The organism is Enterobacter sp. C3_dUdeg (genome assembly GCF_057536195.1).
In genome coordinates this window covers 153,915-180,791 of record NZ_BAAKFX010000007.1, presented here as the reverse complement: position 1 = coordinate 180,791, position 26,877 = coordinate 153,915, and the positions used below count along the sequence as shown (strand labels likewise).

The following is a 26,877-nucleotide window of genomic DNA, read 5'->3' as shown; positions in this document are numbered from 1 at the left end:
TGGTGGAGCTAAGCGGGATCGAACCGCTGACCTCTTGCATGCCATGCAAGCGCTCTCCCAGCTGAGCTATAGCCCCACATGTGACTTTACTGACCGCACTCTGTTGGGTTCAGAGTTTGGTGGAGCTAAGCGGGATCGAACCGCTGACCTCTTGCATGCCATGCAAGCGCTCTCCCAGCTGAGCTATAGCCCCATCGTAAAGCTGTCATGTTGACGGGCGGCATAATATGAATTCCACCGCGGAGTGTCAACGGCAAAATCAATCCCAGCCATTCAATCGCCGAAAAATCATGCAAATGAATCACTTTGCGAGCCTGCTCGCAGTCAGGAGTTAAGCCTGTCACGTTTTCACGTAAAACGGTGCTATAAAATGAGCCGTTAATTAACCCCACTGATATTCAGGAAATTGCATGATCAAGGAACGAATGACGCCAGAAGAGTTAGCCCTCCTCACTGGCTATAGCCGCCAGACCATCAATAAATGGGTACGCAAAGAGGGTTGGATTACATCACCAAAACCAGGTGTCCAGGGCGGGAAAGCTCGCCTGGTACATGTGAACGAAAAAGTCCGTGACTTTATCCGCAGCGCACGTCGGGCAACTGAAACGTCCGAACTGCCAGAAGGCGTCAGTCATGATAGTTCGCTTCACACGCTGCTCCTGACGCTGGCCAATGAAATGACGCCGGAAGAGCAGAAGCAGATGACATCGCTGTTAATGCGGGAAGGGATTACCGGATTGTTGCAACGTTTAGGGATTCGCGATCAGAACTGATATGAAAAAATTACGCAGCAAAATGACCACGGAAGAGCTGGCGGAGAGTTTGGGCGTTGCCAGACAAACGGTTAATCGCTGGATACGCCAGCAGGGATGGAAAACCGAAGGCCTCAACGGCGTGAAGGGTGGTCGCGCGCGGCTCATTCATATTGATGCGCGCGTGAAGGAACATATTATGAGCCTCCCGGCGATCCGTAACCGTCAGGCGGTTTACCATCTCGCTGAGGTCACCGCTTCATACAGTGAACCCTCTTCAAACCTGTCTCCGGGCATTATTGAGACGCTGGAGAGTATGACTCAGCCAGAGCAGAGGCGTCTGGACGCCTTATTGAAACGCGAAGGCATACACGGCTTTCTGACGCGGCTCGGTCTCACGGAATAAGAGGCATAAAAAAACGGCAGGTTAACCTGCCGTTTTTTATCTGAGGCGTAATTACTGCTGATTTTCGCGTTCAGCAATAAAGTCCAGCGCCTTGTTAATGCGCGCCACGCTGCGTGACTTGCCGATGGCGTGAACCGTCACATCCAGTGCCGGAGACTGACCCGCCCCGGTCACCGCAACGCGCAGTGGCATACCGACTTTACCCATACCGACTTCCAGCTCGTCTGCCGTCGCCTGAATGGCGTGATGCACATTCTCAGCGGTCCACTCAGTAAGGGCCGCCAGCTTGTCGCGCACCACTTCCAGCGGCTGACGCGCAACCGGACGGAGGTGTTTCTTCGCGGCGTCCGCGTCGAACTCTTCAAACTCTTCATAGAAGTAGCGGCAGCTTTCGGCAATCTCTTTCAGCGTTTTGCAGCGCTCGCCGAGGAGTTTCACCAGATCCGCCAGCTCAGGGCCAGTGCGGGTATCAATATTTGCCTGCTCAATATGCCACTGCAGATACGTCGCCACATATTCTGGCTGCATGGTGTTGATGTAGTGATGGTTCAGCCACAGGAGCTTGTCGGTATTAAAGGCGCTCGCTGATTTGCTTACAGAGCTCAGAGAGAACAGTTCGATCATCTCTTCGCGACTGAAGATCTCCTGGTCACCGTGGGCCCAGCCCAGACGCACCAGATAGTTCAGCAGCGCTTCCGGCAGATAACCGTCGTCGCGATACTGCATAACGCTTACCGCACCGTGACGTTTAGACAGTTTTTTCCCGTCATCGCCGTTGATCATGGAGACGTGCGCATAAACTGGCACAGGGGCGTTCAGCGCCTTCAGGATGTTGATCTGACGTGGCGTATTGTTGATATGGTCTTCACCACGGACAACGTGAGTAATTTCCATATCCCAGTCGTCAACCACAACGCAGAAGTTGTAGGTTGGAGAACCGTCGGTACGACGGATGATCAGATCGTCCAGCTCCTGGTTGCTGAATTCAATTGGGCCACGGATCTGGTCGTCAAAGATTACCGATCCCTCTTGCGGGTTAGCAAAACGCACCACGCAAGGCTCATCTGCAGCATGCTCGCTATGGTCGTGGCGGCAGCGGCCGTCATAACGCGGCTTTTCACCGTTCGCCATCTGCGCTTCACGCAGTTCATCCAGACGCTCTTTAGAGCAGTAGCACTTATACGCCGTGCCCGCGACCAGCATCTCATCAATGACGGCGTTATAGCGGTCAAAGCGTTTGGTCTGGAAGTAAGGACCTTCATCCCATTCCAGATTCAGCCAGTTCATCCCATCCATAATGGCTTCAATTGCTTCTGGCGTGGAGCGCTCAAGATCGGTGTCTTCAATACGCAGCACGAACTCACCTTTGTTGTGGCGTGCGAAAAGCCAGGAATAGAGAGCGGTACGTGCACCACCGACGTGCAGATAGCCTGTCGGGCTCGGCGCGAAGCGAGTTTTGATTTTCATGAAATGGCCTTACGTTATAAAGATGCCGGCAATCGGCAAATCCTGGGAAAAAAACAATGGGCAATATTCTATCACTGTGGGGGGATTCCTCAATGTTGATCCCTTTATCGTGACCGAGTTTGCGATTTTTGTTTAGAAATCATGCGCCATTGCCCGTTTCGCGATCGTTTTGTTTAATTTTACGACGAACGAATAAAAACTTTAGAAAATGCGTTGACTCATTTTCAACTCTCCCTATAATGCGACTCCACACAGCGGGGGTGATTAGCTCAGTTGGTAGAGCATCTCCTTTACACGGAGGGGGTCGGCGGTTCGAGCCCGTCATCACCCACCATCTACTTCGGTAGACTCGCAGTGTAGATAAGAATTGAGATTGGGCGATTAGCTCAGTTGGTAGAGCATCTCCTTTACACGGAGGGGGTCGGCGGTTCGAGCCCGTCATCGCCCACCATTTCGGGTCGTTAGCTCAGTTGGTAGAGCAGTTGACTTTTAATCAATTGGTCGCAGGTTCGAATCCTGCACGACCCACCAATGTAGAAAGGCGCCCTAAAGGCGCCTTTTTGCTATCTGCAGTTTGTCTACTTCCGCCTTCCAGTACACTTTCACCGCATCATCAATACTGATTGTGTATCGATGTAACTCCCTGCCAGATATGGCAGTTTTGCTCAAGCTAATCCCGTTAGTGCCGATACCTCTGTTTTATAACGCGAGGAAAAAGTATGACGACCATTCAGGCTTCAACCCAACAGATTCAAACCAGCGGCGCGAGTGGAACTTCCAGCAGCAACGATATCGCTACGCAAATCACCCGCATTCTCGACAAGATCAAAAAGCTGACTCAGCAGTTAAAAGAGCTGGCGAACAGCCCCATCAGCACCGATGAGAAGAAAAAGCAGCAGGAACTTATTCAGACCCAGCTCAAAGTGCTGCAGGCACAGCTCGCCGCGCTGCAGCGCCAGCAGGCCGAAGAAGCCCAGAAGAAGCAGGATCAAAAGCTGGGCAAAGTGGAAGGTGTGAATAACCCTTCAGACAATAATCAGATTGATATCTACATCTAATCTTCTGATGCGTTAAACAGTGGGTCGCGTATGCGGGCTTCGGTTAATCGTTGTGCCTGGATACGCACCACTTCCCAGATAGCCTGCGCCGCCCCCGAGAGTGAGCGATTTTTTCGCCGCACCAGCATCAGCTTTCGCTCAACAACGGGCGTTAATCGCTTGACGGCCAGCCGGCTTCCCTGCGGCAGGGGAAGCGCCAGGGCGGGCAACACGCTGATGCCAATGCCGGCTTCCACCATGGGAAACAGCGTCGCCGGGTGACCAATCTCCTGCACGATCGTTGCCTTTACGCCCTGATTCACCAGCGCGGAATCAATCAGCGGACGGCTGCCCGAGGCATAATCCTGTAAAACCAGGTTCGCGCCCGTCAGGGACTGCCAGCTGACTTCCGGCAACGTAGCCAGCGGGTCGTCGTCACGGCAGAGCAGCAAAAAGGGCTCGGAAAGTACGCTTTCGCACGCCAGATCGCTCGCCTGGCCGGGATCGATAACGATACCAAAATCCACATCTCCCTGGCGGATGCTCTCCAGCACCCACTGCTGCGGCCTGTCATGCAGGACAAAATCAATGTCCGGGTAGCGATGACTTCCCTCGGCAATACATTGCGGGATAAGGTGTGCAGAGATTGTCTGACTGGCCGCGACGCGCACGGTCCCCGAAAGCTGCTGCCCCAGCCTCCCCACGTCTCTGAGCGTGCTGTTCAGCTCATCCAGCAATCGTTCAAGACGCAGGGCGAGCTGCTGCCCTGCTTCGGTCAGCACCACTTCACGGGTTGTGCGGTCAAGCAACTTCACCCCGGTCTGATTCTCAAGCTCTTTCACGCTGTGGCTGACCGCCGACTGGCTCAGGCCAATCATCTCCCCTGCCCGGCTAAAGCTGCGGGCGTGAGCGACGGTGACGAAAATACGAAGCTGGCGTAAGGAGTAATTCATCTGTTTCATTCATGAATGGATGCAATAAATCAATTTTATTTCTCAAATGGAAAAAAGCACAATAGCGACATCTGTTTTCAGGAGTCATTATGAAACTATTTCGTATTGTTGATCCGTTTACGCTCACCCTGGTGGTTACCGTTTTACTGGCCTCGTTCTTCCCCGCCCGCGAGGGCTTCGTCCCGTTTTTTGAAGGGCTGACGACGGCCGCCATCGCGCTGCTGTTCTTTATGCACGGCGCAAAGCTCTCGCGCGAAGCGATTATTGCCGGCGGTAGCCACTGGCGTCTGCACCTCTGGGTGATGTGCAGCACGTTCATTCTGTTCCCAATCCTCGGGGTGCTGTTTGCCTGGTGGGCGCCGGTTAACGTCGACCCGGCGCTCTACACCGGTTTCCTGTATCTCTGTATTCTGCCGGCTACCGTGCAGTCCGCCATTGCCTTTACCTCTCTCGCCGGAGGAAACGTTGCGGCCGCGGTTTGCTCGGCATCGGCATCCAGCCTGTTAGGGATTTTCGTTTCCCCGCTGCTGGTGGGCCTGCTGATGAACATGCACGGCGCGGAAGGCAATCTCGAGCAGGTTGGAAAAATCTGCCTGCAGCTGCTGCTGCCGTTTGTCCTGGGGCATCTATCCCGTCCATGGACCGGGGCGTTCGTGGCTAAGCACAAGAAATGGATTTCAAAAACCGACCAGTCGTCGATTCTGCTGGTGGTCTATTCCGCCTTCAGTGAAGCGGTTGTGAACGGGATCTGGCATAAGGTGGGCGCAGGTTCGCTGCTGTTTATCGTGGTGGTCAGCATCGTCCTGCTGGCGATTGTGATTGCGGTAAACGTCTTTGTGGCACGCAGGTGCGGCTTCAGCAAAGCGGATGAAATCACCATTGTCTTCTGCGGTTCGAAAAAGAGCCTAGCTAACGGTATCCCGATGGCCAATATTCTGTTCCCGACCTCGGTGATTGGGATGATGGTGCTGCCGCTGATGATTTTCCACCAGATCCAGCTGATGGTCTGCGCGGTGCTGGCGCGTCGCTACAAGCGCCAGACCGAAAAGCTGGCGCAGGAAGAGACCCGCGCCGCGAAGGCTTAAGGACGTTTCAGGGGCTGAACCAGCTGGGTCAGCCCCTCGGTTTTGATCAGTAACGTGATAGCCATCAGCTCGCCCAGCCGCCCTGCCGGGAATTCATCCTTACGGGCAAACCACAGCAGATACTCCTCCGGCAAATCAATCAGCCTGCGGCCCTTGTATTTACCGAACGGCATCTCCGTATTGGCTATTTCAACGAGCTGTTCTTTCTCCACGTTACTCTCCTAACAGACGCATCATTTCCGCTTCATCGATAACCGCAATGCCGAGCTCCTGGGCTTTTGCCAGCTTCGAACCCGCCGCTTCCCCGGCGATCACCAGGTCGGTTTTCTTCGACACGCTGCCCGCCACTTTGGCCCCCAGCGCCACCAGGCGCGCTTTCGCATCGTCGCGTGAAAGCTGGCTCAGGCTGCCGGTCAGGACTACTGTTTTACCGGCGAACGGGCTGTCGATCTCTTCGGCGTTAACCACTACCGGCGCGGGCCACTTAATGCCCTCTTCCAGCAGCTTGCCGATGACTTCACGGTTGCTCTCTTCGGCGAAGAAGTTAAAGACGTGCGTGGCGACCACAATGCCAACGTCAGGGACTTTCTGCAGCTCGTCGATGCTTGCCTTTTCCAGCGCCTCCAGCGTACCAAAGTACGCCGCCAGGCCCGCTGCCGTCGCCTCACCCACTTCACGAATGCCCAGCGCGTACAGGAAGCGGGCAAAGGTCGTCTCTTTGGCGGCTTCCAGCGCGTTAACCACATTCTGGGCTGACTTTGGCCCCATGCGATCCAGACCGGTCAGTTTACCTGCCGTCAGCCTGAAGAGATCCGCTGGCGTATGGACATACTCTTTCTCAACCAGCTGATCGATAATCTTGTCGCCCATGCCGTCGACGTCCATCGCCCGACGGGAGACGAAGTGCTTCAGCGATTCTTTACGCTGCGCACCACAGATTAACCCCCCCGTACAGCGCGCCACAGCTTCACCTTCCACACGCTCAACGTCGGAGCCGCACACCGGGCAGTGGGTCGGGAAGACGATCTCGCGCGTATCGGCAGGACGTTCCGACTCCACGACGTTAACCACCTGCGGGATAACGTCGCCCGCGCGGCGAATCACCACTTTGTCACCAATGCGCAGGCCGAGGCGTTCGATTTCATCGGCGTTATGCAGCGTGGCGTTACTCACCAGCACGCCCGCAACCTGCACGGGCTCCAGACGGGCGACCGGGGTAATCGCCCCCGTACGACCGACCTGGAACTCCACGTCGCGAACGACGGTCATCTGCTCCTGAGCAGGGAACTTAAACGCCACCGCCCAGCGCGGCGCGCGCGCCACAAAGCCCAGCTGCTCCTGCAGCGCCAGTGAATTCACCTTGATGACGACGCCATCAATATCAAAACCGAGCGTCGGACGGTCCTCTTCCACCTTGTGGTAGAACGCCAGCACCGCTTCCGGCGAGTCGCAGAGCTGAACGCGGTTGCTCACCGGCAGGCCCCACGCTTTAAACTGCAGCAGGCGTCCGAGGTGCGTATCCGGCAGCTCGCCGCCCTCCAGAATACCGACGCCGTAGCAGAAGAAAGTAAGCGGTCGCTTCGCGGTAATACGCGGGTCAAGCTGGCGCAGAGAGCCTGCCGCCGCATTACGCGGGTTAGCAAACACCTTCCCGCCGGTGCGACGCGCCTCGTCGTTAATTTTCTCGAAGCCCGCCTGGGGCAGGAACACCTCGCCGCGCACTTCCAGACGCGCGGGAATGTTGTCACCCTGCAGCTTCAGCGGGATCGCGCGGATGGTACGCACGTTGGTGGTGATGTCTTCGCCCGTCGTACCGTCGCCACGCGTTGCGGCACGCACCAGCACGCCGTTTTCGTAGAGAAGACTGACCGCCAGGCCATCCAGCTTGAGCTCGCAGCACCAGGTGAGGGAGTCGCTGCTTTTCAGGCGATCCTGCACGCGCTTGTTAAACGCGAGGAAGCTCTCTTCATCGAAGACGTTATCCAGCGACAGCATCGGCACCTCATGGCGCACCTGGCTGAAAGCGCCCAGCGGCTCAGCGCCGACGCGCTGGGTAGGGGAATCCGGCGTGATAAGCTCCGGATGCTGCGCCTCTAATTCGCGCAGCTCGCGCATCAGGCGGTCATATTCGGCATCCGGGACTTCCGGCGCGTCCATAACATGATAGAGGTATTCATGATGGCGAAGCGTGGTTCGCAGTTCAGTGAGTTGTTGTTCGATTGAGTCCATATCGCACCATCAATGAGAAAAAACCCCCGACAGGCGGGGGTTGAGGAGGAGTTGAAGTAAACGCGACGATTACGCGTTAGCTTCCTTAACTTCGCGGATGCGGTCCTGATACTCGCGCAGCTTCTGCGGGGTCATCATTCGACGCTGATCGTCGAGCACCACGCCGCCGACTTCGTCAGCGATGTGCTGAGCGGACTGCAGCATCAGCTTAAAGTTTTGCAGTTCGTCGCCGTAAGAAGGCACCTGCATAAAGATAGTGACGCCCGGGGTCACGAAATCACCGGTCATTTCCGGATCAAAGGTGCCAGGGTTAACCATGTTGGCCAGGCTGAACAGCGCCGGACCGCTACCGTCAGGGCTCAGATGGCGATGGAAAATGTTCATATCGCCAAACTTGAATCCTGCCTGTTGAATACTGTTGAGCAGCACGTCACCGTTAAGATGGCTGCCGTGATGCGCGGCCACGTTCATGATGATCACCGCTTCTTTACGCTGCGGTTTTTCAACAACCGGCTCTGGTTCTACAACGGGCTCAGGCTCAACGTGTAGAGCCGGAGCAGGCTGAGGCGCAGGCTGTACGTGAGCAGGCTGCTGCGGTTGTTGTACCGGCTGAGCAGGCTGTTGCTGCACGGGCTGCTGCACCGGTTGCTGTTGAACCGGCTGTGGCGCAGCAGGCTGCTGATAGACAGGCTGTTGCGGCGGCTGGCGCACCGGTTCTTCCACAGGCTGCGGCGCTGGCTGGCGCGGCTGTGCGGAAGCATACGGCGGTTGATACTGGTGCTGCGAAGGACGAGGCGCTTCATGCTCCCCATGGCCTGCGCCGGGCGCAGTATTGACCCGATGAACACGAACTTCACCCACGCCGTCGTCATCGCTGCCGTCGATGTCATCTTCACTGTCATCGTCGTCACGACTGGACTTCATGCGCTTCAGTGGGCGATCGCGAAACATCGAGGAACGCTCTTTACGGCTGGTCCAGAAACCATGTACCAGTAAAGCGATTATGGCGATCGCGCCAACAATGATTAATATCAGACGCAAATCCTGCATCATTATATTCTCTGTTGTTCTAACACCTTGCCACCACGGCAAACATTTACTCACTAAGAGTATTTGCCGTTTACGTCAAGTGCAAGTGTGTGCAGAGCATTCACAGCATAAAGATGAAGGAAATCGTGCTTTTTGCTGGTTTTTCGAACATTTCCGAACTGGTCATTGCTCCGTAAGTGGATAATATAGGCGGGCAATTCCACTGGTTGTGTAAAAAGGAGTACAGCCTGGCTATGGTTTCAACATCTTCTTCTCCCCCGCGCAGCGGCGTCTGGTATTTTTCTCAGGGCTGGAAACTGGTCTCCCTGCCGGGGATTCGACGCTTCGTGATTCTGCCGCTGTTGATCAACATTATTCTGATGGGCGGCGCGTTCTGGTGGCTATTCGCAAAGCTGGAGAGCTGGATCCCGTCGCTGATGAGTTACGTGCCGGACTGGCTGCAGTGGCTTAACTACCTGCTCTGGCCGGTGGCGGTGATCTCCGTGCTGCTGGTGTTTGGGTACTTCTTTTCGACGATTGCCAACTGGATAGCCGCACCGTTCAACGGTCTGCTGGCGGAACAGCTGGAAGCGCGGCTTACCGGTGCGACGCCACCGGACACGGGCGTGCTGGGGATCATGAAAGACCTGCCACGCATCATGAAGCGCGAGTGGCAGAAGTTTGCCTGGTACCTGCCCCGCGCGGTCGTGCTGCTTATCCTCTATTTTGTGCCAGGCATTGGCCAGACGGTGGCGCCGGTGCTGTGGTTCCTGTTCAGCGCCTGGATGCTGGCCATCCAGTACTGCGACTATCCGTTCGATAACCACAAGGTGCCGTTTAAAGAGATGCGCACCGCCCTGCGCAGCCAGAAGGTCGCCAATATGCAGTTTGGTGCGCTGACCAGCCTGTTCACCATGATTCCCTTCCTGAATCTGTTCATCATGCCCGTCGCCGTCTGCGGCGCGACGGCGATGTGGGTCGACTGCTACCGTGCTAAGCACGCGTTATGGAAATAATGCAAAAATGTGTAAAGCAGGGGTGGCTTATGCCGCCCCTTATTCCATACTGATCCCCATTATTTCCTTGCAGTATATAGATATGCGAATTCCTTACTTCCCCCTACCTGCTCAACAGGTATGCTGGGTCGGTATCCCAATTTCATACAGTTAAGGACAGGCCATGAGTAAGATTTATGAAGACAACTCGCTGACTATCGGTCATACGCCCCTGGTTCGACTGAACCGTATCGGTAATGGACGCATTCTGGCGAAGGTCGAATCACGTAACCCGAGCTTCAGCGTAAAATGCCGTATCGGTGCAAACATGATTTGGGATGCTGAAAAACGTGGCGTACTGAAGCCTGGCGTTGAGCTGGTGGAACCGACCAGCGGCAATACCGGTATCGCTCTGGCCTATGTTGCCGCCGCGCGTGGCTACAAGCTGACGCTGACCATGCCAGAAACCATGAGCATTGAGCGTCGTAAGCTGCTCAAAGCGCTGGGCGCGAACCTGGTGCTGACCGAAGGCGCGAAGGGCATGAAGGGCGCCATTCAGAAAGCTGAAGAGATTGTGGCCAGCGATCCGGCGAAATATCTGCTGCTTCAGCAGTTCAGCAACCCGGCTAACCCGGAAATTCACGAGAAGACCACAGGTCCGGAAATCTGGGAAGATACCGACGGCCAGGTTGACGTCTTTATCTCCGGAGTGGGTACCGGCGGTACGCTGACCGGCGTGTCACGCTATATTAAAGGCACAAAGGGTAAAAAAGACCTGATCACCGTTGCCGTTGAGCCAACTGACTCACCGGTTATCACCCAGGCACTGGCGGGTGAAGAGCTTAAGCCAGGCCCGCATAAAATTCAGGGTATTGGCGCAGGCTTCATTCCGGGCAACCTGGATCTGAAGCTGATCGATAAAGTGGTGACTATCACTAACGAAGAAGCCATTTCTACCGCGCGTCGCCTGATGGATGAAGAAGGCATTCTGGCGGGTATCTCTTCCGGTGCAGCCGTTGCGGCAGCGCTCAAGCTTCAGGAAGATGAAGCCTTTACCAACAAGAATATTGTGGTTATCCTTCCTTCTTCGGGCGAGCGTTACTTGAGCACCGCACTGTTTGCCGATCTGTTTACCGAAAAAGAGCTGCAACAGTAGTGCCAGCATGTTAATAACGCGTAAAAAAGCACCTTTTCAGGTGCTTTTTTGTGGCCTGCTTCAAACTTTTGCCCCTCCTGGCATTGCTTCACCCCGTTGGGTCTGGTATTTAAACCAGCAATTATTTTGATGCGTGAAATTAATCGGTGAATGAAATAGCCTTGCTGAATCGATTTTATGATTTGGTTCAAGTCTTGCTTTCGCTGCATAATGTTTAATGACGATCGAAACGTCAGCGCTAACAATACAGGCTAAAGTTCAGTCGCCAGGCTAGACTTTAGTTCCACAACACTAAACCTATAAGTTGGGGAAATACAATGTTCCAGCAAGAAGTTACCATTACCGCTCCGAACGGTCTGCACACCCGCCCTGCTGCTCAGTTTGTTAAAGAAGCAAAAGGCTTCACTTCTGAAATCACTGTGACTTCCAACGGCAAAAGCGCGAGCGCAAAAAGCCTGTTCAAACTGCAGACTCTGGGCCTGACTCAGGGCACCGTTGTCACCATCTCTGCAGAAGGTGAAGACGAGCAGAAAGCAGTTGAGCATCTGGTAAAACTGATGGCTGAGCTCGAGTAAGTTTCCGGGTTCTTTTAAATATCAGTCACAAGTAAGGTAGGGTTATGATTTCAGGCATTTTAGCATCCCCGGGTATCGCTTTCGGCAAAGCACTGCTGCTGAAAGAAGACGAGATCGTCATCGACCGGAAAAAAATTTCTGCCGACAAGGTTGATCAGGAAGTTGAACGTTTTCTGAGCGGTCGTGCCAAGGCATCTGCGCAACTGGAAGCAATCAAAACTAAAGCTGGCGAAACTTTCGGTGAAGAAAAAGAAGCCATCTTCGAAGGGCACATCATGCTGCTCGAAGATGAGGAGCTGGAGCAGGAAATCATAGCCCTGATTAAAGATAAAGGCATGACGGCCGACGCGGCTGCGCATGAAGTTATCGAAGGTCAGGCAACTGCCCTGGAAGAACTGGATGATGAATACCTGAAAGAGCGTGCGGCTGACGTACGTGACATCGGTAAGCGCCTGCTGCGCAACATCCTGGGTCTGGCCATCATCGATCTGAGCGCGATTCAGGATGAAGTTATCCTGGTTGCCGCTGACCTCACCCCGTCTGAAACCGCACAGCTGAACCTGAAAAAGGTCCTCGGTTTCATCACCGACGCGGGTGGCCGTACCTCACACACCTCTATCATGGCGCGCTCTCTGGAACTGCCTGCCATCGTGGGTACCGGTAGCGTCACCTCTCAGGTGAAAAACGGCGACTATCTGATTCTGGATGCCGTAAACAATCTGGTTTACGTCAACCCAACCAATGAAGAGATCGATAAACTGCGCGCGGTTCAGGAGCAGGTTGCGACTGAAAAAGCGGAACTCGCTAAGCTGAAAGACCTGCCAGCCATCACCCTGGACGGCCATCAGGTAGAAGTGTGCGCAAACATCGGTACCGTCCGCGACGTTGATGGCGCTGAGCGCAACGGTGCGGAAGGCGTAGGTCTCTATCGTACAGAATTCCTGTTCATGGACCGCGACGCGCTGCCAACGGAAGAAGAGCAGTTTGCTGCCTATAAAGCCGTAGCTGAAGCGTGTGGCTCTCAGGCGGTTATCGTCCGTACCATGGACATCGGCGGCGACAAAGAGCTGCCGTACATGAACTTCCCGAAAGAAGAGAACCCGTTCCTGGGCTGGCGTGCAATCCGTATCGCGATGGATCGTAAAGAGATCCTGCGTGACCAGGTTCGCGCGATCCTGCGTGCCTCTGCTTTCGGTAAACTGCGCATCATGTTCCCGATGATCATCTCTGTTGAAGAAGTGCGTGCACTGAAGAAAGAGATCGAAATCTACAAACAGGAACTGCGCGACGAAGGTAAAGCGTTTGACGAGTCAATCGAGATCGGCGTGATGGTGGAAACACCTGCGGCGGCGACCATTGCGCGTCATTTAGCCAAAGAAGTTGATTTCTTTAGTATCGGCACCAATGATTTAACGCAGTACACCCTGGCAGTTGACCGTGGTAATGATATGATTTCACATCTCTACCAGCCAATGTCACCGTCCGTACTGAACTTGATCAAGCAAGTTATTGATGCTTCTCATGCAGAAGGTAAATGGACTGGCATGTGTGGTGAGCTTGCAGGCGACGAACGTGCTACACTTCTGTTGCTGGGTATGGGTCTGGACGAATTCTCTATGAGCGCCATTTCCATCCCGCGCATTAAGAAGATTATCCGTAACACGAACTTCGAAGATGCGAAGGTGTTAGCAGAGCAGGCTCTTGCTCAACCGACAACGGACGAGTTAATGACGCTGGTTAACAAGTTCATTGAAGAAAAAACAATCTGCTAATCCACGAGATGCGGCCCAAATTACTGCTTAGGAGAAGATCATGGGTTTGTTCGATAAACTGAAATCTCTGGTTTCTGATGATAAGAAAGACTCCGGAACTATTGAGATTGTTGCTCCGCTCTCCGGCGAGATCGTCAACATCGAAGACGTGCCGGATGTAGTGTTTGCTGAGAAAATCGTTGGTGATGGCATTGCTATCAAACCAACTGGCAACAAAATGGTTGCTCCAGTTGACGGCACCATCGGTAAAATTTTTGAAACCAACCATGCGTTCTCTATCGAATCTGATAGCGGTATCGAACTGTTCGTTCACTTCGGTATCGACACCGTTGAACTGAAAGGCGAAGGCTTCAAACGTATCGCGGAAGAAGGCCAGCGTGTTAAAGTTGGCGACCCGGTAATTGAATTCGATCTGCCACTGCTGGAAGAAAAAGCCAAGTCTACCCTGACGCCGGTTGTTATCTCCAACATGGACGAAATCAAAGAACTGATCAAACTGTCTGGCAGCGTCACCGTGGGTGAAACCCCGGTTATCCGCATCAAGAAGTAATTCTTGCCGCACAGAAAAATGGCGCCTTCGGGCGCCATTTTTGTTTATGCCGGTAGGATAAGCTCGTCGTAGCCCTTCGACTGGGTATAGAGCATCACGTCAGTCACCCGATCGCCGGCCATGCGAATGGCATCGGCAACGGTTTTTCCCTCAACAATTCCGCTCACCAGCTCTGAACAGAACAGGTCGCCCGTCCCTTTCAGATCGGTTTCTACGCGCGGATGCGCGCTGACGGTCACGCCTTCATTCGTCACCAGCACCACGTGGATGTTTTCCGGGTCATCGGCCACCGGCGCGCTGGTGATCGCCACCCATTTCAGGCTGTCGGAGAGCAGTCCCTGCGCCGCCGCGATGGCGCTTTCCGGCGTACGGCACGGTTTGCCGCTTAACACTTCCAGCTCATAGACGTTCGGCGTAATCCCCTGCGCTAGCGGCAGCAGGTGTTCCCGATACGCCTGCGGGATCTCAGGCTTCACGTACATACCGCTGTCGATATCGCCGATAACCGGGTCGACCAGCACCAGCAGGTCAGGATGCTGCGCTTTGACCGCCTTCAGCCATTGAGCCAGCAGAACGATCTGGCTGGCGCTGCCCATATAGCCGGTGGTGACCGCTTTAAGCTCGCGCAGGATCTCGCGCTCTTCCAGTGCCTTAAGATAGCCGCTGAACCACTCATCGGGGATCACTCCACCATAAAACGTATCGTAGTGCGGCGTGTTGCTAAACAGTACCGTCGGCACGGCGGTAACGTTCAGCCTGTGGGTACGAATATTCGGTACCGCAATGCTGTTTCCCACGCTGCCGTAAACCACCTGCGACTGCACGGCGACAATGTCGGTTTGCTGCGCCCGGGTATTATCCCGGAATAGAATCATCTCCATGACGCTTAAATCCCCGCCCCCTGCGAATAACTCTCTTCACCAAAGACGCCGGTAGACAGATAGCGATCGCCGCGATCGCAAATAATCGCCACCACTACCGCCCCCGGGTTTGCCTGCGCTACCCGAATCGCACCCGCTACCGCGCCGCCCGAACTGACGCCGCAGAAGATACCTTCGCGCACGGCCAGCTCACGCATGGTATTTTCCGCCTCGCGCTGGTGAAGATCCAGCACCTGGTCCACCAGCTGCGCATTAAAGATGCCGGGCATATACTCCGCCGGCCAGCGGCGAATACCCGGAATGCTGCTCCCCTCTTCCGGCTGGAGGCCAACGATGGTGACGGCTTTTTCCTGCTCGCGCAGAAAACGCGATACCCCGGTAATGGTGCCTGTGGTGCCCATGCTGGAGACAAAATGGGTGATACGCCCGTCGGTTTGCTGCCAGATTTCCGGGCCGGTGGTGGTGTAGTGCGCGTACGGGTTGTCCGGGTTGTTGAACTGATCCAGCAGTTTACCTTCACCGCGCCCGGCCATCTCCAGCGCTAAGTCGCGTGCGCCTTCCATTCCCTGCTCTTTGGTCACCAGAATCAGCTCGGCCCCGTAGGCACGCATCGCGGCGCGGCGCTCCTGGCTCATGTTGTCCGGCATCAGCAGCTTCATGCGGTAGCCTTTCAGCGCGGCGATCATCGCCAGGGCGATACCGGTGTTGCCGCTGGTGGCCTCTATCAGCACGTCGCCTGGCTTAATTTCTCCGCGTTTTTCGGCCTGGACAATCATCGACAGCGCCGCGCGGTCTTTCACCGACCCCGCCGGGTTATTGCCTTCGAGTTTGACCCAGATTTCGCTGCCGTTGTCCGGACCCATGCGCTGAAGCTTGACCAGAGGAGTGTTGCCGATGGTGTGTTCTAGTGTATTCATGATCGCTGTCCAATAAAAAGCCCGGTGGCGCTTCGCTTACCGGGCCTACAGACGTCATATTGTAGGCCGGGTAAGCGCAGCGCCACCCGGCAAAACTACGTAATCCTAACCTATCAGGCTGACTCCGCCAGAGCAATATCCTCGCGCGTCTCGATGCGCTCCTTCCCGTGATAAATACGGGCGTGCTGCAAACCAACAAACAGGCGCTCCCCCCGGTGCGGCGGCACGTCGTCGCGCATGACCACGGTCAGCGGCTCGGTATACCAGCCCAGCGGCTGTACCACCAATTGGGTGTAGTGACCTTTAGGGCTAGCTTCCAGCACCTGCACCGGCAGCGGTGAATCCAGGCTGGTTCGGCGGCTCACGTCCACTTCCCACGGACGCAGGAACAGATCGACCGGCCCCTGATGCGCGGAGGTATAGCCCAGCGGCCAGCGATGCGCGCCAACGTGGAACTGTCCGCCGCGAATAGTGCCCTGCAGACGGTTTACCTCGCCCATAAACTCCAGCACGAAGCGGGTCGCCGGTTCACGCCAGAGCTGCTCCGGCTCGTCAACCTGCTCAATGTTGCCCTGGCTCATGACCACCACGCGATCCGCAACTTCCATCGCCTCTTCCTGATCGTGGGTCACGAAGACGCTGGTGAATTTCAGCTCTTCATGGAGCTGACGCAGCCAGCGGCGCAGCTCTTTACGCACCTGCGCATCCAGCGCGCCGAAGGGTTCATCCAGCAGCAGAATTTGAGGCTCAACGGCCAGCGCGCGCGCCAGCGCCACGCGCTGTTTCTGCCCGCCGGACAGCTGGGCCGGGAAACGATCCGCCAGGTGAGCCAGCTGCACCATCTCCAGCAGTTTGGTCACTTTCGCCTTAATAGTTGCCGCATCCGGACGTTCGCGACGCGGCAGCACGGTCAGGCCAAACGCGATGTTGTCGAACACGGTCATGTGGCGGAACAGCGCGTAGTGCTGGAACACAAAGCCTACTTTACGATCGCGGGCGTGCAGACGGCTCACGTCGGTGCCGTGAAAGCGGATGTGCCCGCTGGTCTGATGCTCAAGCCCGGCGATAATACGCAGCAGCGTGGTTTTGCCCGAGCCGGACGGCCCCAGCAGCGCCACCATTTGTCCGGAAGGGATATCCAGCGAGATATCATTCAGCACCTGGGTGCGACCAAAAGACTTCTTAATATTGGCAATCTCAATGCTCATGATTTCCCTCCTGATGCTGACGTTTTTCCTGATTTTCTAAACGCCACTGCACCACACTCTTCAAAAACAGGGTCAAGATGGCCATCAGCGTCAGCAACGCTGCGGCAGTAAACGAGCCGATGGTGTTGTAGTCCTGCTGCAGCAGCTCAATCTGGAGCGGCAGCGACAGGGTTTCACCCCGGATGGAGCCGGAGACGACGGAAACGGCACCGAACTCACCAATCGCGCGGGCGTTGGTCAGCACCACGCCGTAAAGCAGCGCCCAGCGGATATTCGGCAGCGTCACGCGACGGAACATCTGCCAGCCGGAAGCGCCCAGCAGCACCGCCGCTTCGTCTTCGTTGCTCCCCTGGCTTAACATCACCGGCACCAGCTCACGCACCACAAACGGACAGGTCACGAAGATGGTGACCAGCACCATGCCCGGCCAGGCGAACATGATCTGCAGGTTATGCTCGTCCAGCCAGCCGCCCAACGGACCGTTGGAGCCGTAAAAGAGCAGGTACACCAGACCCGCCACCACCGGCGATACGGCGAAAGGAATGTCCAGCAGGGTCAGCAGCAGCTGACGTCCCGGGAAGTTAAAGCGGGTTACCAGCCAGGCCAGCAGGGTCCCGAACACGAGGTTCACCGGCACGGTGATCAGCGCAATCAGCACGGTCAGCCAGATGGCATGCAGCATATCCGGGTTCGCCAGGTTTTCCAGCGCGGGCATCAGGCCCTTGCTGAACGCCTGAACGAAGATATAAACCGTCGGCACGACGAGAATGAGGGCGGAAACCAGCACGCCCGCCCCAATCAGAAACCATTTACCCCAGTTGATGCGGGGTGCATCGTATCGCTTCAATTGCGTAACTTCCGCCATCAGTGACCTACCACACGTCGACCAAAGCGACTTTGCAGAGTGTTAATCGAGTACAGCAGCAGCAGCGAGGCCGCCAGGATCACCGAGGCAATCGCGCTCGCCGCCGGATAATCAAACTCCTGCAAACGGATGAAAATCATCAGCGAGGTGACTTCTGTTTTCCAGGCGATGTTCCCGGCGATAAAAATCACCGCGCCAAACTCACCGAGGCTGCGGGTAAACGACAGCGCAACGCCCGCCATCAGCGCAGGAGAGAGCTCCGGCAAAACCACCTTGCGGAAGCTCTGCCAGCGCGTGGCGCCGAGCGTTTCCGCCGCTTCTTCGTATTCCGGACCCAACTCTTCCAGCACCGGCTGCACGGTACGAACCACAAACGGGATGCTGGTAAAGGCCATCGCCACCGCGATACCGAGCCAGGTGTAGGTCACTTTGATGTCAAATTTCGCCAGCCACTCGCCGTACAGCCCGTTCACGGAGAAGAGCGACGCGAGGGTTAAGCCCGCCACCGCCGTCGGCAGCGCAAACGGCAGATCCATCAGGGCGTCAAGCAGCGTGCGACCCGGGAAGCGATAGCGGGTTAAGATCCACGCCATCAGCAGGCCAAACACGCCGTTAAAAATGGAGGCAACAAACGCCGACAGCAGCGTCACCTTGTAGGCCGCCACCACCTGCGGGTTGGTGACCACGTCCCAGTACTGCGCCCAGCTCATCTGAGCAAGCTGCATCACCAGCGCGCTGAGCGGCAACAGCAGGATCAGGCAGACGAACAGCAGGCTGGTCCCGAGGCTTAAGGTAAAGCCCGGCAGCACGCGTTTTGTCGAAACTGCAAACATCACTTATGCCCCGCCGCCAGCAATTTGTCTAACTCACCGCCGCTGGCAAAATGCGTTTTCATCACATCAGGCCAGGAGCCGAAATGATCTTCCACGCGGAACAAATCGGTCTGCGGGAACTTATCTTTCAGCTTGTTCATCACGTCCGGGTTATTCACGCGATAGTAATAATCGGTAATGATGGTCTGCGCCTGCGGGCTGTACAGGTAGTTGAGGTAGGCTTTTGCCGCTTTCTCGGTACCGTTTGCCTGCACGTTTTTATCCACCCACGCCACCGGGAACTCGGCCAGGATGTTGGTTTTCGGGATAACGACCTCGAAGCCCTGCGCTTCGTACTGTTTGCGGATATTATTTACTTCCGATTCAAAGCTGATCAGAACATCGCCGAGACCGCGCTCCGCGAAGGTCGTTGTCGCCCCGCGGCCGCCGGTATCAAACACTTCGACGTTTTTCAGGAACTGGGTCATGAACTGCTCGGTTTTTGCTTTATCGTTACCGTCAGCCTTGTCCGCCGCGCCCCACGCGGCTAAATAGGTATAACGCGCGTTACCGGAAGTTTTTGGGTTCGGGAAAATCAGCTTCACGTCGGAACGCACCAGATCGCTCCAGTCGTGGATATTCTTCGGGTTGCCCTTACGCACCAGGAAGCCCATGGTGGAATAGAACGGGGAGCTGTTGTTCGGCAGTCGGCTCTGCCAGTCCGCTGGGATCAGCTTGCCTTTGTCGTGCAGGATCTGCACGTCAGTCACCTGGTTGTAAGTCACCACATCTGCTTTCAGGCCCTGCAAAATCGCCAGCGCCTGCTTGGACGATCCGGCGTGGGACTGTTTGATGGTCAGCTTGTCGCCGTTATTATCTTTCGCCCACTGCTGTTCGAACGGTGGATTAAGGGCGGCAAACAGCTCGCGGGAGACGTCATACGAACTGTTCAACAGTTCAGTCGCCTGCGCCTGTGCCACCAGCAGTAAACCTGCCAGCGCCAGAGTTCCTTTTTTCAGTACAGTAACGGCCATTGCGCACCCTTATAAATGTGATGACTATCTTATAGTCATAATATTTATAACGGGGATGAAAGGAGTAACGGTTTTATATACCGTTTGGTGATTTAGAAGCAGAAAAGGGAATAAGGGTGAGGCCTGATGCCTTCACCCCAGCCCTCTCCCGCAGGGAGAGGGAGAAAGGACATTACAGCGCCAGCAGACGCTCAACGGACGGCGCAAAGTAATAGCCGCCGGTCACCGGTTTGGTGAAGCGCAGCATGGCGTCGCGCTTGCCGTCGGTATCGCCAAACATGCTCAGCAGCTGCTGCTCAATGTTATACAGGCGCGCGCAGTAGGCGCAGAAGTAGAGGCCGTGCGTGCCGCTTGCGGTACCGTACGGCAGGCTCTGGCGAACAATCTTCAGCCCTTTTCCGTCTTCTTTGAGATCAACGCGGGACAGGTGAGAGGTTACAGGACGGTCGTCGCCGTCGATCTCTTCGTTGGCTTCTTTAGTGCGGCCAATCATCATCTCCTGATCGTGCACGCTCATGCGGTTAAGCTGCTTGAGGTTGTGCTCCCAGCGCTGCACGAACACGTAGCTGCCGCCCGCGTCCACGCCGTCTTTGATTACCGCGACTTCACGACGCGTCTCTTCGCCTGCCGGGTTTTCGGTCCCGTCGACGAAGCCGCTCAGATCGCGCTCTTCCACCCAGCGGAAGCCGTGAACCTCTTCCTGCACCTCAACGCTGTCGCCAAAGGCCGCTACTGCCGCCTGGGCAACGGAGAAATTCACGTCGTGACGCAGGGAGAGAATATGGATCAGCACGTCGTACTGAGTTGCCGGAGCCAGGCCTTTGCCGTAAGGGATGAAGTCTTTCAGCTCTTCCGCCCCTTCGCCACCGCTCAGCTGACGCCAGACGTTATTGCCAAAGGCAACAACGGCGCCGAGGTGGGCTTCCGGGAATTTGGTCTGGAAGGTTGCCAGCTTATCAACAAACGCTTTACTGGCCGCACGCAGGGCATCCACGTCCCCTTTAACATTGGCTTCAATCCAAATCGCCGCGCGGCAATGTTCTGGCAAAATGCCACTCTGAACCTGAGACATCGCTCCTCCTGAAATAAAGATGCCACGTCAGCGTGGCATTGATGGCGGCTATTATACCCGGATTTCAGCGAGGCGGTTTGTTCAGGCGCAAATTACTGCTTCCAGAGTATTTTGCTCACTTTCCAGCTCCTGAGCGTGTCGTCGGACGGCATCAGACCTTCCGGGCCGCTCCAGGTTCCGGTGAAGACATAGCTGATGTGCTGGCTGCCTTCAGCCTTACATTCCACCGCGACCTTGTCGTCAGACGGCAGGCTGGTGCAGTTGCCAAAGGCCTGCTTATAAAGGTCGCTGAACGGCGTACCCACCTTCACACCGCTCGCCGTCGGAATATCTTCATCCATCACAGCGATACGGTTTACGGTGCCTTTGTCACCGTTAATCACCAGCGCCAGCTTGTCGCCCTTCAGCGCTTCGTAATAGCGAACAATATTGCCATTCTCCGTTTTCATGCCGCTGCGCAGACGGTAATCGCCGCTGAGCGCATCCTGAATGGCGTCCTGATCCAGCGCCGTCGCGGCGGTAATTTTCCCCACGCCCTGCTCGGTGACTTCCGTTGATGAGCCAAACCAGTTCCACGGATACGCGGCGGACCAGTTAATGGAGGAGAGCGTCGAACAGCCGGTCAACGCCAGCGGGAGAGCGCATAAAAGTAAACGCAGCGATTTCATTGAAACGTCCTTTCTTGTTAAATCAACGCTTGTTGGAGTGCAACATCGGCAAAAAGTGCCGGATTAATCATCCTGATGCGCAAAACAGGCGCGAAGACGCGGGTTGGTCAGCAGCCACAGCAGCGCCACAATATCGGCAACCACCAGCGCAACGCCGGTGCCCGTCAGCGGTTCACCGTACCACCAGAGTACCGGCTGCCAGAAGAGCAGCGCAACCTGGGCGAGGATCAGCAGCCAGCGAAGCGCGCGCCAGAAACGTGGGATCGCATGCCGTCGTCCGCTGCACAAAAAAGCGACCACCGCCGGTACGCCCGGCAGCAAGCCGAGCCAGAAGGCGTCGTGATCGGGATAGAAGAGATTCAGCAGCGTGTCGCCCTGCCCGCGCGACGCGGCGGCCATCACAAACAGCACCCAGGTCCGGGCCTGGAGCAGCAGAACGCACCAGAATAAAAAGGGCAGCCTGACGCGGCCCTGCGCGTCATAGTCTGCCGGATGGATCTCAGTACTCTTCATCTTCGATCAGACGCTTTCCTAAACTCAGCACGTCGGAATGCTCGTAGCCCAGACGCTCATACATGCCCAGCACCACGTCGTTATCTTCCCGTACCATGATCTGGATTTTCGGGCAGCCGCGGGCGATCAGCTTCTTCTCGAGCCGGTTCAGCAGCGCATTGGCAATGCCGCGGCCACGGTATTCCGGGTGGACGCCCAGATAATAGGCCGAGCCGCGGTGGCCGTCATAACCGCCCATGACCGTCCCCACAACCTCGCCATTGACTTCCGCGACCAGAAACAGACTGACGTCGTGATTCAACTTACGTTCGATATCCATTTCCGGATCGTTCCACGGACGCAGCAGATCGCAGCGCTCCCAAAGGGTGATCACCTCTTCGAAATCTTCCTGGCGAAAAACGCGTATCTCCATGGTATTAACCGCCTTTTCGGGTTTAAAAACAGTGATTATGGCGCGAAGCTCGCCTTTCGCCAATAACCGGGGAAAATCTCGCCAAAATTTGGCATAATGTCACTTTGTCACGTATTGAAATGAAAAGTAAAACAATTCTCAACATGGACTGTCGTAACGGGAAACACGATACGATATAACACCAGGACCCCATTTTTTAGTATTCAGGCCGCATGAGCACATTCAAACCATTAAAAGCACTCACATCGCGTCGTCAGGTTCTCAAAGCGGGGCTGGCGGCCTTAACGTTAACGGGCATCGCAAAGCAGGCTCAGGCAAAAGACGAGAGCACGCTCAAAACCAGTAACGGACACAGCAAACCGAAAACCAAAAAGCCGGGCGCGAAGCGTCTGGTAATGCTCGACCCGGGCCACGGCGGTATTGATACCGGCGCCATCGGCAAAAACGGGTCAAAAGAAAAACACGTCGTGCTGGCAATTGCAAAAAATGTGCGCGCAATTTTACGCAGCAACGGCATTGACGCCCGTCTGACGCGCTCTGGCGACACCTTTATTCCGCTGTATGACCGCGTTGAGATCGCCCACCAGCACGGTGCGGATCTGTTTATGTCGATTCACGCCGACGGCTTTACCAACCCTTCTGCGGCAGGCGCCTCGGTGTTTGCACTCTCTAACCGTGGTGCCAGTAGCGCCATGGCAAAATACCTCTCCGACCGCGAAAACCGGGCGGATGAAGTCGCCGGGAAAAAAGCCACCGACAAAGATCATCTGCTACAGCAGGTGCTGTTCGACCTCGTGCAGACGGATACGATTAAAAACAGCCTGACGCTCGGCTCGCATATTCTGAAGAAGATTAAGCCAGTGCATCGTCTGCACAGTAAAGGCACCGAGCAGGCGGCATTCGTGGTGCTGAAGTCGCCGTCCATCCCGTCCGTGCTGGTGGAAACGTCCTTTATTACCAACCCGGAAGAAGAGCGGCTCCTCGGCACCACGGCGTTTCGTCAGAAGATCGCCAACGCTATCGCCTCCGGCATTATCAGTTACTTCAACTGGTTCGATAACCAAAAAGCGCACTCCAGGAAACGTTGATGAAACCCGATGCTCAACTGGTCAAAACCTTCCTGCTGCAGCTGCAGGATGAGATCTGCCAGAAACTGGCTGCCGCAGACGGCGGTGAATTTCAGGAAGATAACTGGCAGCGCGAGGCCGGAGGCGGCGGGCGCAGCCGCGTGCTGCGAAACGGCGGCATCTTCGAACAGGCAGGCGTGAATTTTTCCCACGTTCACGGCGACGCCATGCCCGCATCTGCGACGGCGCATCGTCCTGAACTGGCGGGCCGTAGCTTCGAGGCGATGGGCGTTTCGCTGGTAGTGCACCCGCACAACCCGTTCGTGCCGACGAGCCACGCCAACGTGCGCTTTTTCATTGCGGAAAAACCAGGCGCCGACCCGGTCTGGTGGTTCGGCGGCGGTTTCGATTTAACGCCATACTACGGCTTCGAAGAAGATGCCGTGCACTGGCACACCACCGCGCGGGATCTTTGCCTGCCGTTTGGCGAAGACGTCTACCCGAAATTTAAAAAGTGGTGCGACGACTACTTTTACCTGAAGCACCGCGACGAGCAGCGCGGCATCGGCGGGCTGTTCTTTGACGATCTCAACACGCCTGATTTTGATACCGCGTTCAGCTTTATGCGCGCGGTAGGCGAAGGCTATACCGACGCCTATCTGCCCATCGTCGAGCGCCGTAAAAATACCGACTACGGCGTGCGCGAGCGAGAGTTCCAGCTTTACCGCCGCGGGCGCTACGTGGAGTTCAACCTGGTGTGGGATCGCGGGACGCTGTTCGGTCTGCAGACCGGGGGGCGCACGGAGTCGATTCTGATGTCGATGCCGCCGCTGGTGCGCTGGGAGTACTGCTACGAACCAAAAGAAGGCAGCCCGGAGGCTGCCTTGCGTGAGTTTATTCAGGTTCGGGACTGGGTGTAGCCCTTATGCCCTCTCCCTTTGGGAGAGGGTAAAAATTACAGCGGCTGCGTCTGCGCCTCAACCACCGCCAGCGCCACCATATTCACGATACGACGCACAGAGGCAATCGGCGTTAACACGTGCACCGGTTTCGCCACGCCCATCAGTACCGGTCCTACGGTCACCCCTTCAGAGCTGGAGACGCGCAGCAGGTTATAGCTGATACGCGCCGCTTCCACGTTCGGCATAATCAGAATGTTGGCCGATCCCTTCAGCGGGCTGTCCGGCATACGTTCGTTACGGATGCTTTCCACCAGCGCGGCATCGCCGTGCATTTCCCCGTCAATCATCAGCTCCGGCGCACGCTCGCGCACCAGCTCCAGCGTCTGACGCATTTTGCAGGCCGCCGCGGATTTAGACGAACCAAAGTTAGAGTGCGACAGCAGCGCCACCTTCGGCTCAATACCAAAGCGACGCACGGTCTCGGCGGCCATCACCGTGATTTCCGCCAGCTCGTCCGGGGTCGGATCGTCGTTAACGTAGGTGTCCGCAATAAAGGTGTTGCCGCTCGGCAGCAGCAGCGCGTTCATCGCCCCGGCGGTATGGACGCCGTCGCGATAGCCGAAGATCTCCTGCACCACGCTAAAGTGCTCGTGGTAGTCGCCGATGGTGCCGCAGATCAGCGCGTCCGCCTCGCCGCGATGCACCATGATCGCGCCGATCACCGTCGTGTTGCTGATGACCGCTTTCTGAGCCTGCTCCTGGGTGATCCCCCGGCGCTTCATGATCGCGTAGTATTCGCTCCAGTACTCTTTGAAGCGCGGATCGGATTCGTTGTTAACGATCTCGAAGTCGACGCCCGGCTTAATCTGCAGGCCCAGCTTCTGGATACGCATTTCAATCACGCTCGGACGACCAATCAGGATCGGTTTCGCCAGGCCTAAGGTGATCAGCTCCTGGGTGGCGTGCAGCACGCGCGCCTCTTCCCCTTCCGCCAGCACCACGCGCTTCGCGTCGGCGCGGGCCTGAGAGAAGATCGGCTTCATGAACAGGTTCGTTTTATAGACAAACTCGGTGAGCTTATCGACGTAAGCGTCGAAATCGTGAATCGGACGCGTCGCTACGCCGGAGTCCATCGCCGCTTTGGCCACCGCAGGGGCAATTTTAACAATCAGACGCGGGTCGAACGGTTTCGGAATGATGTAGTCCGGGCCGAAGCTCAGATCCTGATCGCCGTACGCAGACGCGACCACTTCGCTCTGCTCGGCGTGGGCAAGCTCCGCGATGGCGTGAACGGCGGCAAGCTTCATCTCTTCGTTGATCGCCGTTGCGCCGACGTCCAGCGCACCGCGGAAGATGAACGGGAAGCAGAGCACGTTGTTGACCTGGTTCGGGTAGTCCGAACGGCCGGTACAGATGATGGCGTCTTCGCGCACCGCTTTCGCCAGCGGCGGCAGGATTTCCGGTTCCGGGTTCGCCAGGGCCAGGATCATTGGCGCACGCGCCATCTTCTTCACCATCTCCTGGGTCAACACTTTCGGACCGGAGCAGCCGAGGAAGATATCCGCGCCGTCAATCACGTCGTCCAGGGTGCGTTTACCGTCGTCGTCGACCGCGTACGCCGCTTTGGTTTCAGCCATGTTCGGCTCGCGGTCTTTATAGATAACGCCCTTGGAGTCGCAGACCACAATGTTGTGTTTCTGCATACCCAGCGCCACCAGCAGGTTCATACAGGCGATGGCCGCGGCGCCTGCGCCAGAGACCACCATGCGCACGTCGGAGAGATTTTTCTCTACCACGCGCAGGCCGTTGAGAATCGCGGCGGTGCTGATAATCGCGGTTCCGTGCTGGTCATCATGGAACACGGGAATGTTCATACGCTCGCGCAGCTTCTGCTCGATATAGAAACATTCCGGCGCTTTGATGTCTTCCAGGTTAATCCCGCCGAAGGTCGGCTCCAGCGCGGCCACCACGTTGATGAATTTGTCAGGATCGAGTTCGTCCACCTCGATATCGAACACGTCGATACCGGCGAATTTCTTGAACAGTACCCCCTTCCCTTCCATCACCGGCTTACCGGCCAGCGCGCCGATGTTGCCCAGCCCCAGCACCGCCGTGCCGTTAGAGATCACGGCGACAAGGTTGCCGCGCGCGGTATATTTGTAGGCCGCCAGCGGGTCTTTTTCGATTTCCAGACACGGGGCTGCGACGCCCGGCGAATAGGCCAGCGCCAGATCGCGCTGGGTTGCCAGCGGCTTGGTTGGGGAGACCTGGATTTTGCCCGGGACAGGGAACTCGTGAAAATCGAGGGCACTCTGTTTCAACTGCTCATCCATCTTATTTTTCCTTTCACGTATCGGTCAAAAGGGTGACGTAAGCGATCCTGATGCACACCCTGGTGTGCCGCCTAGTATCGCCTCAGGCCGCCTCCTAAACTTTGAAGGCAGCCAAACTCTCACCATCACACATTAAAAATTGTTATCAATTTATAACAGCCATGTTACCCGTCTCAAAAGCAATGCC

General features: G+C 56.2%; 27 protein-coding genes and 5 tRNA genes. 14 read left to right on the top strand and 18 right to left on the bottom strand.

The window, feature by feature from the left end; translation table 11 throughout:
* Nucleotides 1-76 (bottom strand) — tRNA-Ala (locus AC27FC_RS16665).
* 41 nt (nucleotides 77-117) lie between these two features.
* Nucleotides 118-193 (bottom strand) — tRNA-Ala (locus tag AC27FC_RS16660).
* 217 nt (nucleotides 194-410) lie between these two features.
* Here AC27FC_RS16660 and AC27FC_RS16655 point away from each other — a divergent pair.
* Nucleotides 411-773 (top strand): YfeC-like transcriptional regulator, encoded by a 363-nt coding sequence (locus tag AC27FC_RS16655; protein ID WP_033146143.1) that lies wholly within the window; start codon nucleotides 411-413, stop codon nucleotides 771-773.
* 1 nt (nucleotide 774) lies between these two features.
* Nucleotides 775-1,158 carry a YfeC-like transcriptional regulator gene (locus AC27FC_RS16650; protein ID WP_033146144.1) on the top strand — a complete coding sequence of 128 codons (384 nt, stop codon included), beginning with the start codon at nucleotides 775-777 and terminating at the stop codon, nucleotides 1,156-1,158.
* Nucleotides 1,159-1,209: 51 nt separating this feature from the next.
* Here the strand turns inward: AC27FC_RS16650 and gltX are convergent, their stop codons facing one another.
* Nucleotides 1,210-2,625: a glutamate--tRNA ligase gene (gltX, locus tag AC27FC_RS16645; protein WP_033146145.1), complete on the bottom strand. Its 1,416-nt coding sequence runs from the start codon at nucleotides 2,623-2,625 to the stop codon at nucleotides 1,210-1,212.
* A gap of 258 nt (nucleotides 2,626-2,883) precedes the next feature.
* On the opposite strand from gltX, the gene AC27FC_RS16640 reads away from it, so the two are divergent.
* The 4 genes from AC27FC_RS16640 (at nucleotide 2,884) to AC27FC_RS16625 (ending at nucleotide 3,683) form a co-directional block, all read left to right on the top strand.
* Nucleotides 2,884-2,959: transfer RNA gene (locus tag AC27FC_RS16640), tRNA-Val, on the top strand.
* 41 nt (nucleotides 2,960-3,000) lie between these two features.
* Nucleotides 3,001-3,076 (top strand) — tRNA-Val (locus tag AC27FC_RS16635).
* A 4-nt stretch (nucleotides 3,077-3,080) separates the two neighbouring features.
* Nucleotides 3,081-3,156, top strand: a tRNA-Lys gene (locus AC27FC_RS16630).
* Between the two features lie 188 nt (nucleotides 3,157-3,344).
* On the top strand, nucleotides 3,345-3,683 hold the full coding sequence (locus AC27FC_RS16625) for a FlxA-like family protein (protein ID WP_039263694.1): 339 nt from the start codon (nucleotides 3,345-3,347) through the stop codon (nucleotides 3,681-3,683).
* Here the strand turns inward: AC27FC_RS16625 and AC27FC_RS16620 are convergent.
* Nucleotides 3,680-4,615: a LysR family transcriptional regulator gene (locus AC27FC_RS16620; RefSeq protein WP_033146568.1), complete on the bottom strand. Its 936-nt coding sequence runs from the start codon at nucleotides 4,613-4,615 to the stop codon at nucleotides 3,680-3,682. The two genes, AC27FC_RS16625 and AC27FC_RS16620, sit on opposite strands and share 4 nt — an antisense overlap.
* A gap of 89 nt (nucleotides 4,616-4,704) precedes the next feature.
* Between AC27FC_RS16620 and AC27FC_RS16615 the strand changes: the two genes are divergently transcribed.
* Nucleotides 4,705-5,700, top strand: coding sequence for a bile acid:sodium symporter family protein (locus tag AC27FC_RS16615; protein WP_196354943.1), 996 nt, complete (start codon nucleotides 4,705-4,707; stop codon nucleotides 5,698-5,700).
* Here the strand turns inward: AC27FC_RS16615 and AC27FC_RS16610 are convergent.
* The 3 genes from AC27FC_RS16610 to zipA all read right to left on the bottom strand — a co-directional run bounded on the left by AC27FC_RS16610 (nucleotide 5,697) and on the right by zipA (nucleotide 8,982).
* Nucleotides 5,697-5,912 carry a DUF3820 family protein gene (locus AC27FC_RS16610; RefSeq protein ID WP_003861328.1) on the bottom strand — a complete coding sequence of 72 codons (216 nt, stop codon included), beginning with the start codon at nucleotides 5,910-5,912 and terminating at the stop codon, nucleotides 5,697-5,699. The genes AC27FC_RS16615 and AC27FC_RS16610 overlap by 4 nt on opposite strands.
* A 1-nt stretch (nucleotide 5,913) precedes the next feature.
* Nucleotides 5,914-7,929 carry an NAD-dependent DNA ligase LigA gene (gene ligA, locus AC27FC_RS16605; protein ID WP_196354944.1) on the bottom strand — a complete coding sequence of 672 codons (2,016 nt, stop codon included), beginning with the start codon at nucleotides 7,927-7,929 and terminating at the stop codon, nucleotides 5,914-5,916.
* Between the two features lie 69 nt (nucleotides 7,930-7,998).
* Nucleotides 7,999-8,982, bottom strand: coding sequence for a cell division protein ZipA (zipA, locus tag AC27FC_RS16600; RefSeq protein ID WP_033146149.1), 984 nt, complete (start codon nucleotides 8,980-8,982; stop codon nucleotides 7,999-8,001).
* A gap of 230 nt (nucleotides 8,983-9,212) precedes the next feature.
* On the opposite strand from zipA, the gene cysZ reads away from it, so the two are divergent.
* The 5 genes from cysZ to crr all read left to right on the top strand — a co-directional run bounded on the left by cysZ (nucleotide 9,213) and on the right by crr (nucleotide 14,006).
* Nucleotides 9,213-9,974, top strand: coding sequence for a sulfate transporter CysZ (cysZ, locus tag AC27FC_RS16595; RefSeq protein ID WP_033146150.1), 762 nt, complete (start codon nucleotides 9,213-9,215; stop codon nucleotides 9,972-9,974).
* 163 nt (nucleotides 9,975-10,137) lie between these two features.
* Nucleotides 10,138-11,109 (top strand): cysteine synthase A, encoded by a 972-nt coding sequence (gene cysK, locus AC27FC_RS16590; protein ID WP_014884739.1) that lies wholly within the window; start codon nucleotides 10,138-10,140, stop codon nucleotides 11,107-11,109.
* A gap of 317 nt (nucleotides 11,110-11,426) precedes the next feature.
* On the top strand, nucleotides 11,427-11,684 hold the full coding sequence (gene ptsH / locus AC27FC_RS16585) for a phosphocarrier protein Hpr (protein WP_000487600.1): 258 nt from the start codon (nucleotides 11,427-11,429) through the stop codon (nucleotides 11,682-11,684).
* A 44-nt stretch (nucleotides 11,685-11,728) separates the two neighbouring features.
* Entirely contained in the window at nucleotides 11,729-13,456 is a 1,728-nt protein-coding gene (gene ptsI / locus AC27FC_RS16580) for a phosphoenolpyruvate-protein phosphotransferase PtsI (RefSeq protein ID WP_023332954.1), read from the top strand.
* 40 nt (nucleotides 13,457-13,496) lie between these two features.
* Entirely contained in the window at nucleotides 13,497-14,006 is a 510-nt protein-coding gene (crr, locus tag AC27FC_RS16575; RefSeq protein WP_003861316.1) for a PTS glucose transporter subunit IIA, read from the top strand.
* Between the two features lie 44 nt (nucleotides 14,007-14,050).
* Here crr and pdxK read toward each other — a convergent pair whose 3' ends face one another.
* The 10 genes from pdxK to AC27FC_RS16525 all read right to left on the bottom strand — a co-directional run bounded on the left by pdxK (nucleotide 14,051) and on the right by AC27FC_RS16525 (nucleotide 22,388).
* Nucleotides 14,051-14,887: a pyridoxine/pyridoxal/pyridoxamine kinase gene (gene pdxK / locus AC27FC_RS16570; protein WP_023332955.1), complete on the bottom strand. Its 837-nt coding sequence runs from the start codon at nucleotides 14,885-14,887 to the stop codon at nucleotides 14,051-14,053.
* 5 nt (nucleotides 14,888-14,892) lie between these two features.
* Nucleotides 14,893-15,804 (bottom strand): cysteine synthase CysM, encoded by a 912-nt coding sequence (cysM, locus tag AC27FC_RS16565; protein WP_045355358.1) that lies wholly within the window; start codon nucleotides 15,802-15,804, stop codon nucleotides 14,893-14,895.
* Between the two features lie 113 nt (nucleotides 15,805-15,917).
* Nucleotides 15,918-17,012 carry a sulfate/thiosulfate ABC transporter ATP-binding protein CysA gene (gene cysA / locus AC27FC_RS16560; RefSeq protein WP_008501607.1) on the bottom strand — a complete coding sequence of 365 codons (1,095 nt, stop codon included), beginning with the start codon at nucleotides 17,010-17,012 and terminating at the stop codon, nucleotides 15,918-15,920.
* On the bottom strand, nucleotides 17,002-17,877 hold the full coding sequence (gene cysW / locus AC27FC_RS16555; protein WP_023308733.1) for a sulfate/thiosulfate ABC transporter permease CysW: 876 nt from the start codon (nucleotides 17,875-17,877) through the stop codon (nucleotides 17,002-17,004). The genes cysA and cysW overlap by 11 nt, the downstream gene beginning before the upstream one ends.
* Entirely contained in the window at nucleotides 17,877-18,710 is an 834-nt protein-coding gene (gene cysT, locus AC27FC_RS16550) for a sulfate/thiosulfate ABC transporter permease CysT (RefSeq protein WP_004123378.1), read from the bottom strand. The genes cysW and cysT overlap by 1 nt, the downstream gene beginning before the upstream one ends.
* Entirely contained in the window at nucleotides 18,710-19,723 is a 1,014-nt protein-coding gene (locus AC27FC_RS16545) for a sulfate ABC transporter substrate-binding protein (protein ID WP_023308734.1), read from the bottom strand. The genes cysT and AC27FC_RS16545 overlap by 1 nt, the downstream gene beginning before the upstream one ends.
* A 172-nt stretch (nucleotides 19,724-19,895) precedes the next feature.
* The gene (locus AC27FC_RS16540) at nucleotides 19,896-20,795 is read right to left on the bottom strand and encodes a Dyp-type peroxidase (RefSeq protein ID WP_196354945.1); all 900 of its coding nucleotides are present in this window, start codon (nucleotides 20,793-20,795) and stop codon (nucleotides 19,896-19,898) included.
* Between the two features lie 92 nt (nucleotides 20,796-20,887).
* A complete protein-coding gene (locus AC27FC_RS16535) occupies nucleotides 20,888-21,463 on the bottom strand; it encodes an RpoE-regulated lipoprotein (protein WP_196354946.1) in 576 nt (191 codons plus the stop codon).
* Nucleotides 21,464-21,526: 63 nt separating this feature from the next.
* Nucleotides 21,527-21,976, bottom strand: coding sequence for a DUF2919 domain-containing protein (locus tag AC27FC_RS16530; RefSeq protein ID WP_039263703.1), 450 nt, complete (start codon nucleotides 21,974-21,976; stop codon nucleotides 21,527-21,529).
* Nucleotides 21,963-22,388, bottom strand: coding sequence for a GNAT family acetyltransferase (locus AC27FC_RS16525; RefSeq protein ID WP_048974882.1), 426 nt, complete (start codon nucleotides 22,386-22,388; stop codon nucleotides 21,963-21,965). The genes AC27FC_RS16530 and AC27FC_RS16525 overlap by 14 nt, the downstream gene beginning before the upstream one ends.
* Before the next feature lie 212 nt (nucleotides 22,389-22,600).
* Between AC27FC_RS16525 and amiA the strand changes: the two genes are divergently transcribed.
* Complete coding sequence (gene amiA, locus AC27FC_RS16520; RefSeq protein ID WP_023308739.1) at nucleotides 22,601-23,476, top strand: N-acetylmuramoyl-L-alanine amidase AmiA; 876 nt, start codon at nucleotides 22,601-22,603, stop codon at nucleotides 23,474-23,476.
* Nucleotides 23,476-24,375 carry an oxygen-dependent coproporphyrinogen oxidase gene (hemF, locus tag AC27FC_RS16515; protein ID WP_029739984.1) on the top strand — a complete coding sequence of 300 codons (900 nt, stop codon included), beginning with the start codon at nucleotides 23,476-23,478 and terminating at the stop codon, nucleotides 24,373-24,375. Before amiA ends, hemF begins: the two co-directional genes overlap by 1 nt.
* Before the next feature lie 35 nt (nucleotides 24,376-24,410).
* On the opposite strand, the gene maeB is transcribed toward hemF, so the two are convergent.
* Nucleotides 24,411-26,690 (bottom strand): NADP-dependent oxaloacetate-decarboxylating malate dehydrogenase, encoded by a 2,280-nt coding sequence (maeB, locus tag AC27FC_RS16510; protein ID WP_023308741.1) that lies wholly within the window; start codon nucleotides 26,688-26,690, stop codon nucleotides 24,411-24,413.
* Nucleotides 26,691-26,877: the final 187 nt, after the last annotated feature.

Coding starts and splice junctions, on each gene's coding strand:
- ptsH (WP_000487600.1), top strand. CDS start 11,427: ATGTTCCAGCAAGAAGTTACCATTACCGCTCCGAACGGTCTGCACACC.
- amiA (WP_023308739.1), top strand. CDS start 22,601: ATGAGCACATTCAAACCATTAAAAGCACTCACATCGCGTCGTCAGGTT.
- AC27FC_RS16650 (WP_033146144.1), top strand. CDS start 775: ATGAAAAAATTACGCAGCAAAATGACCACGGAAGAGCTGGCGGAGAGT.
- AC27FC_RS16615 (WP_196354943.1), top strand. CDS start 4,705: ATGAAACTATTTCGTATTGTTGATCCGTTTACGCTCACCCTGGTGGTT.
- ligA (WP_196354944.1), bottom strand. CDS start 7,929: ATGGACTCAATCGAACAACAACTCACTGAACTGCGAACCACGCTTCGC.
- cysW (WP_023308733.1), bottom strand. CDS start 17,877: ATGGCGGAAGTTACGCAATTGAAGCGATACGATGCACCCCGCATCAAC.
- cysM (WP_045355358.1), bottom strand. CDS start 15,804: ATGAATACACTAGAACACACCATCGGCAACACTCCTCTGGTCAAGCTT.
- zipA (WP_033146149.1), bottom strand. CDS start 8,982: ATGATGCAGGATTTGCGTCTGATATTAATCATTGTTGGCGCGATCGCC.
- pdxK (WP_023332955.1), bottom strand. CDS start 14,887: ATGGAGATGATTCTATTCCGGGATAATACCCGGGCGCAGCAAACCGAC.
- AC27FC_RS16545 (WP_023308734.1), bottom strand. CDS start 19,723: ATGGCCGTTACTGTACTGAAAAAAGGAACTCTGGCGCTGGCAGGTTTA.
- hemF (WP_029739984.1), top strand. CDS start 23,476: ATGAAACCCGATGCTCAACTGGTCAAAACCTTCCTGCTGCAGCTGCAG.
- cysK (WP_014884739.1), top strand. CDS start 10,138: ATGAGTAAGATTTATGAAGACAACTCGCTGACTATCGGTCATACGCCC.
- AC27FC_RS16540 (WP_196354945.1), bottom strand. CDS start 20,795: ATGTCTCAGGTTCAGAGTGGCATTTTGCCAGAACATTGCCGCGCGGCG.
- crr (WP_003861316.1), top strand. CDS start 13,497: ATGGGTTTGTTCGATAAACTGAAATCTCTGGTTTCTGATGATAAGAAA.
- cysA (WP_008501607.1), bottom strand. CDS start 17,012: ATGAGCATTGAGATTGCCAATATTAAGAAGTCTTTTGGTCGCACCCAG.
- cysZ (WP_033146150.1), top strand. CDS start 9,213: ATGGTTTCAACATCTTCTTCTCCCCCGCGCAGCGGCGTCTGGTATTTT.
- AC27FC_RS16525 (WP_048974882.1), bottom strand. CDS start 22,388: ATGGAGATACGCGTTTTTCGCCAGGAAGATTTCGAAGAGGTGATCACC.
- cysT (WP_004123378.1), bottom strand. CDS start 18,710: ATGTTTGCAGTTTCGACAAAACGCGTGCTGCCGGGCTTTACCTTAAGC.
- AC27FC_RS16535 (WP_196354946.1), bottom strand. CDS start 21,463: ATGAAATCGCTGCGTTTACTTTTATGCGCTCTCCCGCTGGCGTTGACC.
- AC27FC_RS16625 (WP_039263694.1), top strand. CDS start 3,345: ATGACGACCATTCAGGCTTCAACCCAACAGATTCAAACCAGCGGCGCG.
- maeB (WP_023308741.1), bottom strand. CDS start 26,690: ATGGATGAGCAGTTGAAACAGAGTGCCCTCGATTTTCACGAGTTCCCT.
- AC27FC_RS16620 (WP_033146568.1), bottom strand. CDS start 4,615: ATGAATTACTCCTTACGCCAGCTTCGTATTTTCGTCACCGTCGCTCAC.
- AC27FC_RS16655 (WP_033146143.1), top strand. CDS start 411: ATGATCAAGGAACGAATGACGCCAGAAGAGTTAGCCCTCCTCACTGGC.
- gltX (WP_033146145.1), bottom strand. CDS start 2,625: ATGAAAATCAAAACTCGCTTCGCGCCGAGCCCGACAGGCTATCTGCAC.
- AC27FC_RS16530 (WP_039263703.1), bottom strand. CDS start 21,976: ATGAAGAGTACTGAGATCCATCCGGCAGACTATGACGCGCAGGGCCGC.
- ptsI (WP_023332954.1), top strand. CDS start 11,729: ATGATTTCAGGCATTTTAGCATCCCCGGGTATCGCTTTCGGCAAAGCA.